The sequence below is a fragment of the Pseudocitrobacter sp. CD920760 genome (genome assembly GCF_057782505.1).
Genome location: NZ_CM173490.1, coordinates 2,763,762 through 2,782,565, shown reverse-complemented (window position 1 = coordinate 2,782,565; position 18,804 = coordinate 2,763,762). Strand labels below are relative to the sequence as shown.

Sequence of the window (18,804 nt, the reverse complement as noted above, 5' to 3'; positions counted from 1 at the left end):
CGAACGATGGATATGCAATCTCAGGATATTATCAAACGCTCTGCGACGAACCCGATGACTCCCGCGCCGCGCGCGCGGGATTACAAAGAGGAAGTGGCAAAGCTGATTGATGTCTCCTCCTGCGTGGGCTGTAAAGCCTGCCAGGTGGCGTGCTCAGAGTGGAATGATATCCGCGATGAAGTGGGCCACTGCGTGGGTGTGTACGATAACCCGGCGGATTTAAGCGCCAAATCCTGGACGGTGATGCGTTTTAGCGAGACCGAACAGAACGGCAAACTGGAGTGGCTGATTCGTAAAGATGGCTGTATGCACTGTGAAGATCCGGGGTGTCTGAAGGCGTGCCCGTCTGCCGGGGCAATCATCCAGTACGCGAACGGGATCGTCGACTTCCAGCAGGATAACTGCATTGGCTGCGGCTACTGCATCGCCGGGTGTCCGTTTAATATTCCGCGCCTCAATAAAGAGGATAACCGGGTATACAAATGCACCCTGTGCGTGGACCGCGTCAGCGTGGGCCAGGAGCCGGCCTGTGTGAAAACCTGCCCGACCGGGGCGATTCACTTCGGCACCAAGAAAGAGATGCTGGATGTGGCGCAGGAACGTGTCGATAAGCTAAAAGCACGCGGCTATGCCAATGCGGGCATATATAACCCGCAAGGTGTGGGCGGTACGCACGTGATGTATGTTCTGCATCATGCGGATCAGCCGGAGCTGTATCATAAGCTGCCAAAAGATCCGAGCATCGACACCAGCATCAACCTGTGGAAAGGGGCGCTGAAGCCGCTCTCCGCCGCCGGGTTCATCGCCACCTTCGCCGGGCTGATTTATCACTACATTGGTATTGGCCCGAATAAAGAAGTGGATGACGACGAAGAGGATGATAGCCATGAATAAGTCGAAAATGATTGTGCGCACCAAATTTATTGACCGCGCCTGTCACTGGACGGTGGTGATTGCCTTCTTTCTGGTGTCGCTGTCAGGGATTTCATTCTTCTTCCCGACGCTGCAATGGCTTACCGAAACGTTCGGTACACCGCAGATGGGGCGTATTCTGCACCCGTTCTTCGGCGTACTGATCTTCGTGCTGTTGATGCTGATGTTCTTCCGCTTTGTGCATCACAACATTCCGGACAAAGAAGATATTCCCTGGGTGAAAGGGATTGTTGAAGTTCTGAAGGGTAACGAGCACAAAGTGGCGCGCGTCGGCAAATATAACGCCGGGCAGAAAATGATGTTCTGGACCATCATGAGCATGATTTTCGTATTGCTGGTGACCGGGATTATTATCTGGCGTCCGTACTTTGCGCACTATTTCCCGATTCAGGTAGTGCGTTACAGCCTGCTGTTGCACGCCACATCAGCCATTATTTTGATTCACGCCATCCTTATCCATATGTATATGGCTTTCTGGGTGAAAGGATCGATTAAGGGCATGATTGAAGGCAAGGTGAGCCGCCGCTGGGCGAAGAAACATCACCCGCGCTGGTATCGTGATGTCGAGCGTATGGAAGCGAAAAAAGAGACTAACGAAGGGCTGTAAGGGCCTGACGTGAATACGCTCCCCCGTGCTGCAAGGTGCGGGGGATTTTTGCATTCAGGTGTTGGTGATGAGCGAGTCGATGGCGTGGATAACGTCGTTCCGGGCGGTGCGCAGGTTGCAGATGTAGTCTGCAGGGGCGATTTTTCTGACATCAATATTAGTCAGCAGCGGTGCGAAAAGCTGGTAGGTTTCAAAATCGATATTCACTTTGGGCGCGATGGCCTGCTGCCAGAGAGGAACTAATTTATTATTCATCATAGGCATAATGACTCTTCGGGAAAGATCATTATAACAATCATTTTGGACAATAATGTAATAAGGCCACATATTATTGGTTTCCCTAATGGGATTACGATATACATCGAATTGTTCTGTCATTGTAACTCCGTAAATATTTCGTCACAGGCAAAAATTCCATGTTTTTCGATTAGTTGATTCATGGCTTGCATGAACTCTTTATCGTGCTGCCGCTTCTCATCAGCCTTGTCGTGGTGAGGGTAGTCCTCGCGTTGTTGTGTTTTGTTGGTAGTGGGGTTTTTCATTTCGTTCTCCTTATCGTTAATGCGCTGATTATCGTTCCCCCCATTTAAAAGGCAAGTGCCTTTCACCGTGAGTTTATTAATTTGCGTCGCGGCTTCCACAATATCGCAACGTGTTACATTTACACCGGTATATTAATTCAAAAACTGAATATATGGACAATCGCGTCAGCGAGGATTTTGCGCTGGTTTGCGCCGGATGAATGTTCAATAATGTCTGCCGCAAATAATTAACAAGTGGTTGTGGTATGAAAAAGACGGTTTTTTCGTTAGCGCTTGGTACTTTTGGCCTGGGAATGGCGGAGTTCGGTATTATGGGCGTGCTGACGGATCTGGCGCGTGATACGCAGATTTCAATTCCTTCCGCCGGGCACATGATCTCGTTCTATGCCTTTGGTGTGGTGATTGGCGCACCGATTATTGCGCTGTTCTCCAGTCGCTTTTCTCTCAAGCATATTTTGCTATTCCTGGCCGCGCTGTGCGTGTTGGGCAACGCGATTTTCACCTTTTCGTCTTCTTACGCCATGCTGGCCATCGGCAGGCTGGTCTCCGGTTTTCCGCATGGCGCCTTTTTTGGCGTTGGGGCAATCATTTTGTCTAAAATCGCGCCGCCGGGTAAGGTCACGATGGCGGTAGCCGGAATGGTATCCGGTATGACGGTTGCGAATTTATTGGGTATTCCGATTGGCACCTGGCTCGGTCACGCCTTTAGCTGGCGCTACACGTTTTTGCTGATTGCCGCGTTTGATGTCATCGTTATCGCATCGATTATCTTTTGGGTGCCCGATCTGTTTGATAAATCCGACGCGCGCCTCAGCGAGCAGTTCCGTTTCCTGAAAGCGCCAGAGCCATGGTTAATCTTTCTGGCTACCCTGTTTGGCAACGCGGGCGTCTTTGCCTGGTTTAGTTATATCAAGCCCTACATGCTGTATGTTACCGGCTTCACAGAAACCTTTATGACCTTCATCATGATGTTTGTGGGGCTTGGGATGGTATTGGGAAATATCATCAGCGGGAAATTATCTGCACGCTTTAGCCCGCTACGTATCGCCGCCACCACCGATGGCATTATTGTGCTTTCGTTAGTGATGCTGTTTCTGTTCGCTGATGTTAAAGGCGCGGCGCTGGGGCTGGCGTTCATTTGCTGTGCGGGGTTGTTTGCACTTTCTGCGCCGTTGCAGATCCTGCTGCTGCAAAATGCGAAAGGCGGGGAGATGCTTGGCGCGGCTGGTGGGCAAATGGCCTTTAACCTCGGTAGCGCCGTGGGGGCTTATTGCGGTGGCATGATGCTGACGTTGGGTTTTGCCTACAACTATGTGGCCTTACCGGCGGCGTTGCTTTCGTTCTCAGCGATGTCGGCGCTGCTGGCGTATGGCTATGTGAAGAATCGTCGTCACGAGCGCGTTATTGCTCCCTCTGCATAGAGGGAGCATCCAGCTTACTTACGGAAATCAATCACCATACGGCCACGGATTTGGCCTTGTTCCATCTCTTTGAAGATAGCGTTGATATCTTCCAGCGGGCGAGAGGCGACTTTAGGAACCACTTTCCCTTCGGCTGCAAACTGGAAGGCTTCAGTCAGATCCTGACGTGTACCGACCAGCGATCCCACAACCTGAATACCGTCCAGCACCAGGCGCGGGATATCCAGGCTCATCGCTTCCGGCGGCAGGCCAACAGCCACCACGCGGCCACCGGCACGAACGGCATCAACCGCGGAGTTGAAAGCCGCTTTGGCGACAGCGGTAACCACTGCCGCATGTGCGCCACCGGTTTTTTCCTGCACCAGTTTTGCGGCATCCGGGCTACGGGAGTTGATGATTAAGTCTGCGCCCATGCTTTCAGCCAGTTTCAGCTGTTCATCATTGACGTCAAGCGCGATCACTTTGGCGTTAAAGACGTTTTTGGCATACTGCAACGCCAGGTTGCCCAGGCCGCCCAGGCCGTAGATAGCGATCCACTGGCCCGGTTTGATGCCGGAAATTTTTACGGCTTTATAGGTGGTTACGCCCGCACAGGTGATGCTGCTGGCCGCTGCGGATTCCAGACCGTCAGGTACTTTAACGGAGTAGTCGGCGGTGACGATGCACTCTTCCGCCATACCGCCATCTGCGGTGTAACCGGCGTTAATCACTTCGCGACACAGGGTTTCATTACCGCTGTTACAGTATTCACAGTGCCCACATCCCTGGAAGAACCATGCGACGCTTGCGCGGTCACCGGGTTTCAGCGAGGTCACACCCGGGCCGACTTCTTTCACAATCCCGATACCTTCGTGGCCCAGAATCACGCCGGTTTTGTCGCCAAAATCGCCATTTTTAACGTGGAGATCGGTGTGGCAAACGCCGCAGCATTCCATCTTCAGAAGCGCTTCACCATGTTTCAGCGGGCGCAGGGTACGTTCGGTGACATCAACCTGATGATCTTTTGTGACGACAGCAGCCTTCATGTATTTCTCCTTTTATGATGAATTTCTGCAGAGCAATCATGTGATTACTCCATAAGGATTAATGTTTTTCTGCTTCAGATGCAATAGCTCAGACACGTAATGTAATAATTCTTATTAAGAATTACCTATCCAGACCAAAATATTCCTTTAATACGCTTAATGAGTATTTGACCCGGTGAGAATAGCCTGGCAGGGGGGGCTGCCAGGCGCGTGCTTACAGTTTAGATTGAATTACCGCGATTTCCTGGCGCCAGGCCTGTTGCAGCTGTGGCTTCTGATGTTTGGCTTTACGGGCGAGATCGGCGGCTAACCACGATTCCAGCGCAATGAGGCGTTCCAGCAGCGCGTCAGCATCGTCTGGCTGAGGTTGCGGTGTGTCAGCCTGAGGGCTTAGGGCACTCACTGAACCGTGCTTTTCCCTGATTCGCATAAACATCTCATCAGCATCATGCCATTCGCTAAGGTAGCCGTTTTCAACCAGCCAGAAACGATTGCAGCTGGCGGTAATCAGTTGTCTGTCATGACTGACCAATAATACTCCGCCCTCAAATTGCTGTAGCGTTTCTGCCAGCGCGATTTTCCCCTCGATATCCAGATGGTTCGTGGGCTCATCGAGCATTAACAGGTGGTAGCGGGCAAGGGTGAGCCCGACAAACAGTAGCCTTGCACGCTCGCCGCCGCTGAGCGTGTGCACCCGTTGCCCATGACGCAGCCACGGAAAACCCGCCCGTAATAACGCTTTTTTGCGTGTTTCCGGATCTGGCGCAAAGGCATCAAGTGCGTCAAACAGCGTGGCATTATCGGGCAACTGATGCAGAGTCTGGTCGTAATAGCCGACGGTCACGCGCGGATGCAGTTTTAGCGCATCGTTGCTGCTGCCAGATAATACGTGTTGCCAAAGGGTCCGTAACAGGGAGGATTTCCCACAACCGTTATGGCCGACGAGAGCAACTCTGTCACCGCTTTTCAGTCTCGCGGCCTGAATGTGGAACAGCGGCGGCAATCCGACGTCGGGAGAAATCGACAGATTCTCAACGTCCAGCAGTCGATTTGCCGCAAGCGTATCGCCCCGAAGCGTTAATGTCCAGGGGTTGCCGTCTGTCACTGCCGTCAGGTTCTCTTTGAGCCGGGCAACCTGTTTTTCCATCTGTTTGGCTTTTTGCGCCAGCCCCTCGTTATCGTAGACCCGGCCCCATGTCGCCAGCCGTTTAGCGCTTGCTGTTACCCGTTCTATCTCTTTTTGTTCCGCTTTATGCCGCAGAAAATCGCTTTCATCTTTAGCCGCCAGGGCAAGCCGGGCCTGACTACAGGGAAGGGCGAAGCAGTACAGCGTTTTATCGCGCAAAATCCAGCTGCCATTGGTGACGGTATCGAGCAACTGTCGGTCATGCGAGACAAGGATAAAACTCCCGGCCCAGCGCAACAGAAATTGTTCGAGCCACAGCAGCGTGGGCAGATCAAGATGGTTACTGGGTTCATCCAGCAGTAGTAAATCGGGTTGATGGATTAACGCGCGCGCCAGCATCAAACGTGTGTGTTGTCCGCCGCTCAGCGTAGCGCTGGTGAGTGTTGTTTCCTGCGCACTAAAGCCCATCTCCGCCAGCAAGCTTTCGCCGCGCCAGCGTTCAGCATCACGGGCGTGGGCGGGGAGCCCGGCAAGTACGGCTTCCAGCAGTGATAGGGTATAAACCGCTTCGGGAAGATGTTGCTCAACGCGAGCCATCAGGCAGCGATTGGCGATGGCCACATTGCCGGAGGCGGGTTGTAGTGTGCCATCCAGAACTTTCAGTAGCGTACTTTTGCCACTGCCGTTATCGCCAAGTAGCCCAATACGGTCACCCTGTTTCAGGGTAAAGGAAAGGCCGTCGAAAAGCGTAGCAAACGCCGTATCAACACGTAATGATTGTGCAGTGAGTAATGTACTCATTGTTGCTTACCCAAGAATTACAGGCGTAATAACGCCTCGTCAAACATCGCTGACGATAACCTGGTAAGCCCGAGGGAAGGGATTGGGGTGAGAGTCTTCGCTCAAGCCTCCGTTATCGCAGCACGATATCGGTAATGCTTGAGCTGGTGCGATCACCAAGTGTATGTGAAACATTGAAAATTTCACAGTACAGCATAATTAGCCTCCTTTTTTATTATCAGTATGAATGGGTGAAGGCAGTGTAGCGGGGATTATTACGATTTGCCATCGAGCAGGTTGAAAAAAGAACCATTAGTTACAACATACACTATATTGCTTTCAATAACCGACCATTAACGTCGGTGCACATTCAACGCTTATCAGGAAAGGTGGGCCGAAGCCCACCAGAAGGATTAGATCGATGTCCGGCGGTAGCTGCGATATTCAGGCAGCCAGAAGTTTTCGTTGATGGCCTGCTGGAGCGCGTCGGCAGAAGTTTTCACCGCGACTCCCTGTTGCTGAGCCATTTTCCCGACCGCAAAAGCGATATCCCGTGATACCTGATGAATGTCTTTCAATTCTGGTAGCACCAGACCTTCGCCGGTATTGGCCAGCGGCGAGTGTTTAGCCAGCGTTTCACTGGCGGACATCAGCATTTCATCGGTAATCCGCGTTGCGCCAGAGGCGATCACGCCAAGCCCAATGCCGGGGAAGATATAGGAGTTATTGCACTGGGCAATCGGGTAAACCTTATCTTTCCATACTACCGGGCTGAACGGGCTGCCGGTGGCAACCAGCGCATTGCCTTCAGTCCAGGTGATAATATCCTGCGGGGTCGCCTCTACGCGTGAGGTCGGGTTCGAGAGCGGCATGACAATCGGGCGCGGGCAGTGTTTGTGCATCTCACGGATAATCTCTTCCGTAAACAGCCCCGTTTGCCCGGAAACGCCAATCAGAATATCCGGTTTCACATTACGGACCACGTCAAGCAATGACAGCACTTCGTTATTCGTATCCCAGGTTTGCAGGTTGCTGCGCTTTTGTACCAGTTTGGTCTGGAAGGAGAGCAGATTTGGCATCTGATCGGTCAGTAAGCCAAAACGGTCAACCATGAACACGCGCGCTCGCGCCTGTTCTTCGCTGAGTCCTTCACGCTGAAGTTGCGCAATGATTTGTTCGGCGATACCGCAACCGGCAGAACCGGCGCCCAGGAAGACAATTTTCTGATCGCTAAGCTGGCTTCCCGCCGCGCGGCTGGCGGCAATCAGCGTGCCGACGGTAACGGCGGCAGTGCCCTGGATATCGTCGTTAAAGGAGCAAATTTCATCGCGATAGCGGTTGAGCAGCGGCATGGCATTTTTCTGCGCAAAATCTTCAAATTGCAGCAACACGTTTGGCCAGCGCTGTTTCACGGCCTGAATGAAATCATCAACAAACTGATAATAGTCATCATCGGTAATACGCGGATTACGCCAACCCATGTACAGAGGATCGTTCAACAATTGTTGGTTGTTGGTACCGACATCCAGCACCACCGGCAGGGTATATGCCGGACTAATACCGCCACAGGCGGTATAGAGCGACAGCTTACCAATTGGAATGCCCATGCCGCCGATACCCTGGTCGCCAAGGCCGAGAATGCGCTCGCCGTCGGTGACAACAATCACTTTGATATTGTGGTTAGGGACGTTTTGCAGAATGTCATCCATGTTGTGACGATTCTGATAGGAGATAAACACCCCGCGTGAGCGACGATAGATCTCTGAGAAACGCTCGCAGGCCGCGCCGACAGTCGGGGTATAGATGACCGGCATCATTTCATCGAGATGGTTTTCTACCAAACGGTAGAAGAGCGTTTCATTGGTGTCCTGAATGTTGCGCAGGTAGATGTGTTTATCGATCTCCGTTTTGAACCCCTGATACTGGATCCAGGCGCGCTCTGCCTGCTCTTCAATCGTTTCAACCACTTCAGGCAGCAGGCCGAGCAGGTTGAAATTGCTGCGTTCTTCCTTGCTGAAGGCACTGCCTTTATTCAGCAACGGAAATTCCAACAGCACCGGGCCGGCATACGGGATATACAGAGAACGGTTCGTTTTACCTTGTGACATCGTATTACTCCATCGTCATCACGCCAGGCCATGGGAAGTCTGGCAGAAACTGCAGTGCCGGGGATTATAAAGCAACTGTTAACTATCGTGGGGCAAAATTGCCGGGAAGTTGAGGGCGGGTTGACGCTTCGTGCGGTGTGTGTCGCGTTCTGCTGAGATTCAACTAAGCTGAAACGTGTCTGTGACGTTGATCACTCATTGTGAGGTAAGACGATGAAAGTATTAGGTTATGCTGCTCAGAATCCCGCCGCGCCGCTCGCGCCCTTTACCTTTGAACGCCGCGAACCCAGGCCCGACGATGTGGTGATCGACATACTTTACTGTGGCGTCTGTCACTCGGATCTCCATCAGGCACGGGATGACTGGGGGTTTAGCCGTTATCCGATTGTCCCCGGACACGAAATTGTTGGCCGGGTAGTGGCTATCGGTGACAACGTCACAAAATTTAAACCGGGTGAGCTGGCGGCGATTGGCTGTATGGTCGATTCCTGCCGCGTTTGCCATCCCTGCCAGCAGGGCCTGGAGCAGTATTGCGAAGAAGGCAATATTCAGACCTACAATGGCATAGACCGCCACGATGGTTCGTTAACCCTGGGCGGCTACTCACAAACGATTGTTGCCAGTGAAGATTTTGTCCTTCATCTGCCGGAAAACATTGACCTGAAAGGCGCTGCGCCGCTGTTATGCGCCGGGATAACCACCTGGTCGCCGCTACGTCGCTGGAACATCAATGAGAACAGCAAAGTTGCCGTCATCGGTCTGGGCGGTCTGGGACATATGGCGCTGAAGTTAGCCAATGCGCTGGGGGCAGAAGTTACGCTCTTTACCCGTTCCTCCGGAAAAGAGGCGGATGCACGGCGGCTGGGCGCACATCATGTGGTGCTCTCCACGGATGATGCGCAAATGAAAGAGGTACAAAACCAGTTCGATCTGATCATCGATACGGTTCCCTATGCCCATGATATTAATGCCTACGTTCCTACCTTAACGCTGGATGGCACCCTGGTCTTCGTCGGCCTGTTGGGCAATATTGCTGATTTCTATACGGTTCCGCTGATTCTGGGGCGCCGCTCAGTAGCAGGTTCCTGTATTGGCGGTATCGCCGAAACGCAGGAGATGCTCGATTTTTGTGCTCAGCACGGTATTACCGCCGATGTTGAAGTGATCACAATAGATACGATCAATGAAGCGTTCGAGCGCATGCTCAAAAGCGATGTGAAATACCGCTTTGTTATCGATATGGCGTCGCTAACGCTTTGAAAAGATGTACTACACTTAGTAGTTCTGCAAGCAAAAAGGAGTGATATATGACGATTCATAAGAAAGGTCAGGCGCACTGGGAAGGCGATCTTAAACGTGGGAAAGGCACCGTCTCGACGGAGAGCGGCGCACTCGACCAACAACCCTACGGTTTCAATACGCGTTTTGAAGGTGCGAAGGGGACTAACCCGGAAGAACTGATTGCCGCTGCGCATTCGGCCTGCTTCTCTATGGCGCTTTCCTTGATGCTGACTGAGGCCGGACATGCCCCGACCTCGATTGATACCGTTGCCGATGTGTCGCTGGACAAAGTCGATGGCGGTTTCGCTATCACCAAAGTGGCGCTGCAAAGCAAGATTGTTTTGCCGGGTATCGATAGCGCGAAATTCGATGAAATTATTCAGAAAGCAAAAGCAGGTTGTCCGGTTTCTCAGGTGTTAAAAGCAGAAATTACACTTGATTATCAATTGGATAACTAATATTCACAGGGCAGCGTCACGCTGCCCACACCTTGTTGTGACAATGTCACGTTAATTGCAATAATTATCTTAACTTATTCACCTTGCCTTCATATCGTTAGCCTGAGAAGGCATTTGTCATGGGCTTTATTCCCTTTAGAGTGAAATTCCTGCTGACTCTTAAGGAAAAACCGATGGCGACAGAATATGCTCTTACCGACAGTGAATTTCCTTTACTTAACCTGCGACGTGTGGCCGGACACATTGGTGCTGAAGTGCGTGATATTGCACTCTCAGCCGATCTGGACGATGCAACGTTTAGACAGCTGAACGCTGCGCTGGTGAAATATAAGGTGCTGTTTTTCCGTCAACAGCCGCATCTCACCGATGACGCTCATCAGGCATTTGGCGCGCGTTTTGGTCGTATTGTGGCGCATCCCACCGTGCCAGCACCGACCGGCACTCAGCTGTTTGAGCTGGATGCCTCTAAAGGCGGAGGACGGGCAGACTCCTGGCACACGGATGTCACCTTCGTTGATGCTTTTCCAAAAATTTCTATTTTGCGCGGCGTGACGATCCCTGCGTATGGTGGCGATACCGTGTGGGCGAATACGGCGCGGGCCTATGAACAACTTCCGGATGAACTTAAGCGGTTTGCGGCTTCACTGCGTGCGGTGCACAGTAATGATTATGACTATGGTGCAGAACGGGTGGTGGTTGAATCAACCCGCCTGAATCATCACAAAAATGTGTTTGTTTCATCCGTCTGGGAAGCTGAGCATCCCGTGGTGCATGTTCATCCGGTTAGCGGCGAAAAGTGCCTGCTCCTTGGGCATTTCTTCAAACGCCTGGTAGGATTCAGCAGCCGTGAGTCCGCGAGTCTGTTTGAGCTGCTGCAAAATCGGGTGATTCGCCTTGATAATACCGTGCGCTGGCAGTGGCAGCAGGATGATGTGGTTATCTGGGATAACCGCAGCACGCAACACTACGCGGTAAACGATTACGGTAGCCAACCGCGCGTGGTGCGTCGAGTTACGGTTGAAGGCGAAACGGCGGTGGGCGTCGATGGTACCCGCAGCCGAACGATATCGCGCGGGCAAACGGCGCCTCAACAGGTTGCCGCAAACGCGGATCCGCGCGCGAAAGACGTTGCGTCATAAGACTTAAAGGCAGGGAATTTCCCTGCCTGCGTTTATTGCGCGGTGGTATGCAGGATGAAAGGAATGGAATCGCGCAGGGACGGATTCACCGTTCCGCTATGGTCAAGCCCCTCATAGAGATGAACCTCCGCTTGCGTACCGGCTCGTTTCACCGCGTCGGCAAAACGGAGCTGCATTGCGGTAGGCACATTGATGTCATGACTGCCGATACCGATAAAGACCGGATGGGAAATTTTAAGCGTAGGGTAAAGCATACTGCCGATACTGCTGCTTAACAGCGATTCTACCGCAGGTTTCAGCGTCGTGGCGGCATTCAGATTCGCCTCCATCGTCTGCTGTGTAAGCGGGTTAATACAAAGCTTTTGGGCTTTTTCCAGATACGGCAGAGCGGTATCCTGGAAATAGTCGGTCGCATTAAGTTTGCCATTAATGTCGGCAGCAGAAAGATAGATATAGAAAATATACGGTATTTTGGGATCACCCTTGGCCTGCGTCGCGCCATTTACGGGTGGCAAAATATCGGCAGCCGTGGTGTTCTTGTCAAAATAGGGGGTGCCCGTCAGGACCGTCGCGCGGATATTCAGTTCTGGCGCATACTGCGGCTGATAACCTGCTGTCGCAAACGCAGCGTGCGCGCCCTGAGATTGACCTACCAGAATTAACTCATTACGTAGCGGGTACGTTTTCATCGCCGCCCGTACGCCATCCAGAATACTCCAGGCTTCTCCACGCGCATTAAGATAGTGATGCAAGCCAGCAGAGCCTAAACCTGCATAGTCTGGCGCCACCACGGCGTAACCGAGCGAAAGCCAGGTATTCAGATACTGTTTATCCCGATCGGTACGGACGTTGAGTGAAGGCGCACAGTCATTTGCCACACCCACGGTACCGTGCGCCCAAACGACAACAGGCCAACCGCCTTCCGGGGTTTTGCCATAGGGGAGAAAGACAGCGGCGGTATCTTGCCGCGAGGTTTTGCCGTCAACGCCGCTGACTGAAGCGTAGTGAATCAAATATTGTTGTGCGGCTTCATTAAGGCCATTTTCATTCGCCAGCACACGCGTTGTTTCAAGGTTATCAGCGGCCAACGCCGTGACTGGTGACAGCGCCAGTAAAAATAACGCGGACGTCGTTGTCAGGATGCGTTTTGATTTCAGGTAGTGCATGGTTTTTCATTCCTTATATACGATGCCCCCAGTGTAGTGGAACTGGCCTGAACGGGAACCTAACTGGTAACGTTAATCAGAAAAGCCTGATTTCTTTAATAATAAAAATAAAATTGGCAAGGTTATTAAAAATGTCACTGGAGTGACTATTCTCATTGTAAGCATTGATTAATTGTGTGGTGTCTTTTTGATAACGGATTAAAAATTGATTGTTGTCAATGTGATAATGAGACCAGGCAGGCAACCTCAAGTAACAAGTATCGGTAAAAACGGGCAGGAGGCTATATGCAATATTTATTGTTGTTTATCCTGGTGAGTATCGGTTCTGTTTCTTATTACAACGGCTCAGTCCTGGGCGTGAAATCAGGCGTACTCTCTCTCGTCTGTATGATACTAATGGCTTACGGAATATACGTTTTTACAGACTGGCTGACGCAAGGGCATGATCTGGTCACTGGCATCTATATGATGTTGTCACCGGCTGCGGGCCTGATAATGACGATAATGATGAAATCGGTAAAAGCCGCATAGCCACGACACATCCCGCAGTAATGTGGGGTGTGTCTCTTTTCAGTTTTGTCACCTCTCCAGCGCTTTATCCCCCATTCGATACGGGTTATCACCTTATCCTTCTTTATGGCTTGAACATCTTCAATTATTACGCGGCTATCAAGATAAAAAGAACACATGTCATAAATTGAGCTTAACTTAAGATTATTCAATAAGGGCTGACAGTCGGGTTACCGCTCCGTTTTACTAAAAGGTCGATAAATCATGGAAACATATCTGCAAAAAATGAAGGATGAGTGGGCGCAACTCATCGGTGATACCGACCCGCAGGTGCGTCTCCTCGCCGCCGAGATTGCCGGAGAACATGCGAAAGTACTGAGTCAGGAATTCTATAGCGTTGTCCTTTCTGACTCTCAGGCCGCGGATTTTCTGACGAATGATCAAGTTGAAAGGCAGCTAAAAACTGCGTTACAGCAGTGGATTATCGATGTGCTTTCCTGCCAGGTCGAAGGAGTCGAACAGCAGATTCAGGTCCAGCAACGCGTAGCGGACGTGCACGCCCGCATTGGTATTCCTGTCGATTTAGTCGAGATGGGATTTAGAGTCCTGAAGAAATTATTGTTTCCGGTTATTGGCGCCAGCCAGCACTCGGCCGACCTGAAATTAGGTATCTACCACTTTGCGATAAACAGTATCGATCTTGCTATGGAGGTCATGTCTCGCGCCTTTATTTTCAGTGAAAACAGTGCGGCGAAAGAGGATGAAAACTATCGCATCTTTTCGCTGATGGAAAACGCGGAAGAGGAAAAGGAACGGCAGATCGCCTCTTTGCTCAGTTGGGAAATGGACCTTATTTACAAAGTGATGCTTGATTCAGGGCCCGGCAACAGTCTGCCGTTGGGGCAGTCTGATTTTGGACTTTGGTTCAATCATAAAGGTCGCCACTATTTCAGCGGCATTGCAGAAGCGGGCCATATATCACGGCTGATTATCGAGTTTGATGATGCATTCCGCGCTGTCCGCCACTCACCACAGGGGATGAACACGCGGCAGCAACGCGTTAACTTTATCCTGCAAACCCGCAATACGCTTTCACAAATCGCCACCCTGTTACGCGAACTCTTTGAAGAGGTGTCGCGCCATGAAGTGGGAATGGATGTGTTGACACGCTTGCTGAACAGACGTTTCTTACCGACCATTTTTAAACGCGAAATTGCCCATGCGGGCCGTGCCGGAACGCCGATGTCGGTTCTGTTGATCGATGTTGATAAGTTCAAGCAAATCAATGATACCTGGGGGCATAACACGGGCGACGAAATCCTGCGTAAAGTCGCTGGTGCCTTTTACGAACACGTTCGTACCAGCGATTTTGTGTTCCGCTATGGTGGCGATGAATTCCTGATTATTCTTACGGAAGCCAACGAGGCGGACACGCTGCGGATTGCCGAGCGGGTGCGTTCACGCGTTGAAAAAATCAAAGTCTCTGCACCCAATGGGGAAACTATCTCACTTTCGCTTTCCATTGGCGCGGCGATGTTTAGCGGGCACCCTGATTATGAACGCCTTATTCAGCTTGCCGACGAGGCGCTATATGGCGCGAAACGCAGAGGCCGCAACTGTGTTGAGCTGTGGAAAGCATCATGCTAAGCCACTTTCGGCAGTATCTGCCCTGGTGGAACATCGCTGAAACCCTTGATTCCCACCGGGGTGATATTCTTTTTTCAGCGCTTGAACAAAATATGATGGGCTCGGTTCTCATTGACGCCGACGATACCATCATGTTTTTCAATCGTGCAGCGGAGCAGCTGTGGGGATACCGCCGTGAAGAAGTATTGGGGCAAAATGTTTCTTTATTGATCCCTCATGCGCTTCGTGCAGCCCATCCGGATTACATCCAGCACCATCGCGAAGGGGCGCAATCAAAAGTGGTGGGGATGAGTCGGGAGCTGCAGCTGGAGCGTAAGGATGGCAGTAAAATCTGGACTCGTTTTGCACTCTCGCGCGTCGATATTTCTGGCAAAATCTGCTACCTCGCGCTGGTGCGCGATGCTACCCGGGAAATGGCGCAGAAAGAACAAACACGGTTGCTGCTCCTGGCGGTTGACCATATCACCAAACCGGTGATCGTACTGGATAATCAGCGGAGAATTGTACAAGGGAATCAGGCTTTTACCGAAATGTCTGGCATGAAAATTGACGATATGGTTGGGCTGCGGCCGGATAATGTCCTGCGGCTCCCCGATGCATTACCGGAGCATCGTGAGCGTATTCAGCGATTGTTGGCAAAAAGCCACCGTGACCAGGACGAATTCATGCTGCTGGCATGTTCTGGTACATCCGTCTGGTTTAAGGCGACGATTAACCCGGTCTTTAATGAAAATGGTGAGTTGCAGAATTTGGTGATGACCTTTGTGGATGTCACCGAAGATCGCAAGATACGTGAGCTGGAACGTACATTATTGACGGCCATCTCGCGCAATCCGCCGTTTCAGGATATGGGTGATATTTTATGTCGCAGCATTGAGGCGGTTTTTCCGGGTTCACATGTGGAATTGACGCTGGAAGAAGAGGGCATTTGGGCGGCCACGCCGGATACCTTTGGTGGGCAGAGCGCGATTCAACGGATCGTATCTATTCGCCGTCGTGATAGAAGTAAAGCTGGCACATTGTCTATCCGCACCGTGGCGGGTCGGGAAAGCCGCGCCTTTATCGATCGTGTCGCCGATATCAGCCAACATCTTGCCGCCGTGGCGATAGAACAGGAACACAGTCGCCGTCAGATAGCACAGTTGGTTCAGTTCGATCCGCTCACGGGGCTGCCAAACCGCAGTCAGTTACAGGATTATCTCGACCAGCGCCTGTCCGGTGATGATACGGCTGCGCCGGTAGTTTTCCTGATGACGGTAGATCACTTCCAGGATGTCATTGATGCCCATGGTTATGCAACGGCGGACCAGGTGTTACTGACGGTGGCAAATCGTCTGCGCGATACATTACGTCCCGGTCAGTATTTGTGTAAAACGGAAGGGCCGCAGTTCGTTCTCATTGACGATGAAAATGATGTCAGCAATTTGTCGCGCGTTTCTGAAGATCTGGAAAACAGCGTTCACGAACCATTCACCCTTGAGCAGCAAACTTTTTCGCCGACGTTGAGTATTGGTATTAGCTACGAGGCGGGGCGAAACCTCGACTGGCTACTCTCTACTGCCAGCAGCGCAATGGATCACATTCGTCGCTCGGGTGGCAATGGCTGGCAATTTTTCAGCCCCGAGCTAAACCGGGCGGTGACAGAACGCATACTGCTGGGGGCCGCGCTGAAGCGTGCGGTGAGCGACCAACACCTGACGCTGGTTTATCAGCCCCAAATCAATGTCGCTACCGGTGAGTTGTATGGCTTTGAAGCACTGGCACGCTGGCACGATCCTGAGCATGGCGAGGTTCCGCCTTCACGTTTTATCCCTCTGGCGGAGGAGGTTGGCGAAATCGAAAATATTGGCCGCTGGGTGATACGCGAGGCCTGTCGTCAATTGGCGCAGTGGCGCGCGTTGGCGCTCAGTGTACCAGCGCTTTCCGTTAATTTATCGGCGCTACACTTTCACAGTAGCCAGCTTTTTACCCAGGTCGCCGACGCGATGACGGAATTTACCATTCCGGGTCATCAACTCACCCTGGAAATCACCGAAAGCATGATGATGGATCCTGATGAAGCGTTGCTACAGCGCATTAAAATGCTGCGAGACGCCGGGGTGGGTTTATCAATAGATGATTTTGGCACCGGGTTCTCTGGTCTTTCACGTTTGGTTACACTTCCGGTGACGGAAATAAAAATAGATAAAAGCTTTGTCGATGGTTGTTTAACCGATACCCGCAGCCGATCGTTGTTGGAAGTCATTACTCGTATTGGGCAGAGTTTTAATATGGTGGTGGTCGCGGAAGGTGTCGAAACACAGGAGCAACTGCAATTATTACGCGCTATTGGCTGCCCGGTGGTACAGGGTTACTATTTTTCCAGACCGTTAAAACCTGAGGATATTCCGAGTTGGTATCAGTCAGATTATCAACGCATTATCACTAATTTGTGATAGGGAACGATTTTGTTAAAAAATAAAACAACTTAGAACCTTGTCTTTTCAATGTTTACTATACTAAAACTCTATTTCAGGTACTAAGTCATTTTCGCGCAAGAATTTAGCCGTTATTTTAGTGTGGATTAACTTATTGGCATTGTATAAAAACACGAACTTAATATAACTTCCTGGAATAATTCTTTAAAGGAGTAGGTGAATTGAGCTCTTCACTGCACTTTGCAAGAATAATATCGTGCTTTTTACTCGCAACGGCTAATATTCTGGCCCCGGCGTACTCCGCGCCTTTACCCGGCTGGGCAAAGGCGCCCGTGGTGCAGAAGAGAGAGAGAATGACGCTGAAGGAGTGTATTCTCCACGCCTTCGGACAAAGCCCTGAGATAGCCCAGCAGGCAGAAAAAACCGGCATTGGTCAGGCGCAAATTGATGAAGCGCAAAGCGCCTGGCATCCTAAGATCGGTCTTAGCGGTAACGCGGGCCCCTCGCGGCAATACGATTCCAGTGGCCATCTTGATAACGCCGTTTCATACGGCATTACTATCACTCAGCTGGTTTATGATTTTGGTAAAACAAACAATGATATAAAGCTGCAAACGGCGGCGCGTGACAGTGAACGTTTTAAACTGATGGAAACGATGACCGACGTGGCGGAAAAAACCGCGGCCACGTATATGGAGGTTAATCGTTATCAGGCGCTCATCGAGGCGGCCGATCAAAATATCCTCTCTCTTGAAAGCGTCAGAAAGATGGCGCAACTGCGTGCCAATGCCGGGCTGAACTCCTCGTCTGATGAACTTCAGGCCAGCACGCGCATTGCCAGCATTCGTTCCGCCCGCGAACAATATCTTGCGCAACTGCACAGCGCGCTTGCTCAGTTGTCGGTATTAACTGGCGTACAACCGGCAGCGCTAGCGCCGCCACCCGCAGAGCTCGCCAGCCAGCCAGTCGAACTCAGTCATATTGATTACAAAACGATTCCTGCCGTACTGAGCGCTGAGAACCTGAGTCAGTCTGCGTCCTATGGGGTAGAAAAAACAAAGTCACAATACTGGCCGACGGTCAGTATCCAGGGCGCCAAAACGCGCTATGAGACCAGCGACCGCTCTTACTGGAACGATCAACTACAGTTAAATGTGGACGCCCCGTTATATCAGGGCGGATCCGTATCGGCGCAGGTCGCACAGGCAGAGGGGCAAAAACGCATTGCGGCTTCTCAGGTTGAGCAGACCAAGCTCGATATCCTGCAACGTGCCTCCGTGGCGTACGCTAACTGGAACGGTGCGCGCGGGCGAGAGGAAGCCGGAAATGCACAGTCGCAAAGCGCACAGCAATCTCGGGAAGTCTATAAAAAAGAGTATCAATTAGGTAACCGCAGTCTGAATGATTTATTAAGCGTGGAGCAGGATGTTTTCCAGGCGCAATCAGCAGAAATCAATGCCAACTATGATGGCTGGGTCGCCGCTGTGAATTATGCGGCGGCCGTCAATAACTTGATTCCGCTTGCAGGCATAAAGGAAGCGTTACAAAACGATCTGCCCGATCTGAAGTAATGGGCAGTTGTTGCACTCCTGGAGCGAAAAAAGTGTGTTTTTCGCTTGTAATGTCATGTGCGCTGGCTCCGAA

Annotated in this window: 16 protein-coding genes; 10 read left to right on the top strand and 6 right to left on the bottom strand. The window is 51.5% G+C overall.

Going from position 1 to position 18,804, the window contains the following annotated elements:
- The first annotated feature begins 6 nt into the window (after window positions 1-6).
- A complete protein-coding gene (gene fdxH, locus AC1MKH_RS12995) occupies window positions 7-894 on the top strand; it encodes a formate dehydrogenase subunit beta (RefSeq protein WP_327621996.1) in 888 nt (295 codons plus the stop codon).
- Window positions 887-1,540 (top strand): formate dehydrogenase-N subunit gamma, encoded by a 654-nt coding sequence (fdnI, locus tag AC1MKH_RS12990; protein ID WP_149462536.1) that lies wholly within the window; start codon window positions 887-889, stop codon window positions 1,538-1,540. Before fdxH ends, fdnI begins: the two co-directional genes overlap by 8 nt.
- Window positions 1,541-1,594: 54 nt before the next feature.
- On the opposite strand, the gene AC1MKH_RS12985 is transcribed toward fdnI, so the two are convergent.
- Both AC1MKH_RS12985 and AC1MKH_RS12980 read right to left on the bottom strand, forming a co-directional pair.
- Window positions 1,595-1,867 (bottom strand): CcdB family protein, encoded by a 273-nt coding sequence (locus AC1MKH_RS12985; protein WP_488452168.1) that lies wholly within the window; start codon window positions 1,865-1,867, stop codon window positions 1,595-1,597.
- A gap of 47 nt (window positions 1,868-1,914) precedes the next feature.
- Window positions 1,915-2,082, bottom strand: coding sequence for a type II toxin-antitoxin system CcdA family antitoxin (locus tag AC1MKH_RS12980; protein ID WP_276223867.1), 168 nt, complete (start codon window positions 2,080-2,082; stop codon window positions 1,915-1,917).
- A 245-nt stretch (window positions 2,083-2,327) separates the two neighbouring features.
- Between AC1MKH_RS12980 and araJ the strand changes: the two genes are divergently transcribed.
- On the top strand, window positions 2,328-3,503 hold the full coding sequence (araJ, locus tag AC1MKH_RS12975) for an MFS transporter AraJ (RefSeq protein WP_276223865.1): 1,176 nt from the start codon (window positions 2,328-2,330) through the stop codon (window positions 3,501-3,503).
- A 14-nt stretch (window positions 3,504-3,517) separates the two neighbouring features.
- Here araJ and adhP read toward each other — a convergent pair whose 3' ends face one another.
- The 3 genes from adhP to AC1MKH_RS12960 form a co-directional block, all read right to left on the bottom strand.
- Window positions 3,518-4,528 carry an alcohol dehydrogenase AdhP gene (adhP, locus tag AC1MKH_RS12970; RefSeq protein ID WP_231827227.1) on the bottom strand — a complete coding sequence of 337 codons (1,011 nt, stop codon included), beginning with the start codon at window positions 4,526-4,528 and terminating at the stop codon, window positions 3,518-3,520.
- 214 nt (window positions 4,529-4,742) lie between these two features.
- The gene (locus tag AC1MKH_RS12965; RefSeq protein WP_276223861.1) at window positions 4,743-6,455 is read right to left on the bottom strand and encodes an ABC-F family ATP-binding cassette domain-containing protein; all 1,713 of its coding nucleotides are present in this window, start codon (window positions 6,453-6,455) and stop codon (window positions 4,743-4,745) included.
- A gap of 392 nt (window positions 6,456-6,847) precedes the next feature.
- Entirely contained in the window at window positions 6,848-8,542 is a 1,695-nt protein-coding gene (locus AC1MKH_RS12960; RefSeq protein WP_276223859.1) for an NAD-dependent malic enzyme, read from the bottom strand.
- A 213-nt stretch (window positions 8,543-8,755) separates the two neighbouring features.
- Here AC1MKH_RS12960 and AC1MKH_RS12955 point away from each other — a divergent pair, with 213 nt between their 5' ends.
- The 3 genes from AC1MKH_RS12955 to AC1MKH_RS12945 all read left to right on the top strand — a co-directional run bounded on the left by AC1MKH_RS12955 (window position 8,756) and on the right by AC1MKH_RS12945 (window position 11,420).
- Window positions 8,756-9,802: an NAD(P)-dependent alcohol dehydrogenase gene (locus tag AC1MKH_RS12955; RefSeq protein WP_276223857.1), complete on the top strand. Its 1,047-nt coding sequence runs from the start codon at window positions 8,756-8,758 to the stop codon at window positions 9,800-9,802.
- Between the two features lie 47 nt (window positions 9,803-9,849).
- Complete coding sequence (locus AC1MKH_RS12950; protein ID WP_276223824.1) at window positions 9,850-10,281, top strand: OsmC family protein; 432 nt, start codon at window positions 9,850-9,852, stop codon at window positions 10,279-10,281.
- Window positions 10,282-10,454: 173 nt separating this feature from the next.
- Entirely contained in the window at window positions 10,455-11,420 is a 966-nt protein-coding gene (locus AC1MKH_RS12945; protein ID WP_276223822.1) for a TauD/TfdA dioxygenase family protein, read from the top strand.
- 32 nt (window positions 11,421-11,452) lie between these two features.
- On the opposite strand, the gene AC1MKH_RS12940 is transcribed toward AC1MKH_RS12945, so the two are convergent.
- On the bottom strand, window positions 11,453-12,586 hold the full coding sequence (locus tag AC1MKH_RS12940; protein WP_276223820.1) for an alpha/beta hydrolase: 1,134 nt from the start codon (window positions 12,584-12,586) through the stop codon (window positions 11,453-11,455).
- Between the two features lie 285 nt (window positions 12,587-12,871).
- On the opposite strand from AC1MKH_RS12940, the gene AC1MKH_RS12935 reads away from it, so the two are divergent.
- The 4 genes from AC1MKH_RS12935 to AC1MKH_RS12920 all read left to right on the top strand — a co-directional run bounded on the left by AC1MKH_RS12935 (window position 12,872) and on the right by AC1MKH_RS12920 (window position 18,731).
- Window positions 12,872-13,117: a DUF2545 family protein gene (locus AC1MKH_RS12935; protein ID WP_253899185.1), complete on the top strand. Its 246-nt coding sequence runs from the start codon at window positions 12,872-12,874 to the stop codon at window positions 13,115-13,117.
- 243 nt (window positions 13,118-13,360) lie between these two features.
- Window positions 13,361-14,743, top strand: a complete 1,383-nt coding sequence (locus tag AC1MKH_RS12930; RefSeq protein ID WP_276223815.1) for a diguanylate cyclase — start codon at window positions 13,361-13,363, stop codon at window positions 14,741-14,743.
- Window positions 14,737-17,178, top strand: coding sequence for an oxygen-sensing cyclic-di-GMP phosphodiesterase DosP (gene dosP / locus AC1MKH_RS12925; protein WP_276223813.1), 2,442 nt, complete (start codon window positions 14,737-14,739; stop codon window positions 17,176-17,178). The genes AC1MKH_RS12930 and dosP overlap by 7 nt, the downstream gene beginning before the upstream one ends.
- 335 nt (window positions 17,179-17,513) lie before the next feature.
- Complete coding sequence (locus AC1MKH_RS12920) at window positions 17,514-18,731, top strand: TolC family outer membrane protein (protein ID WP_276223810.1); 1,218 nt, start codon at window positions 17,514-17,516, stop codon at window positions 18,729-18,731.
- Window positions 18,732-18,804 lie beyond the last annotated feature (73 nt).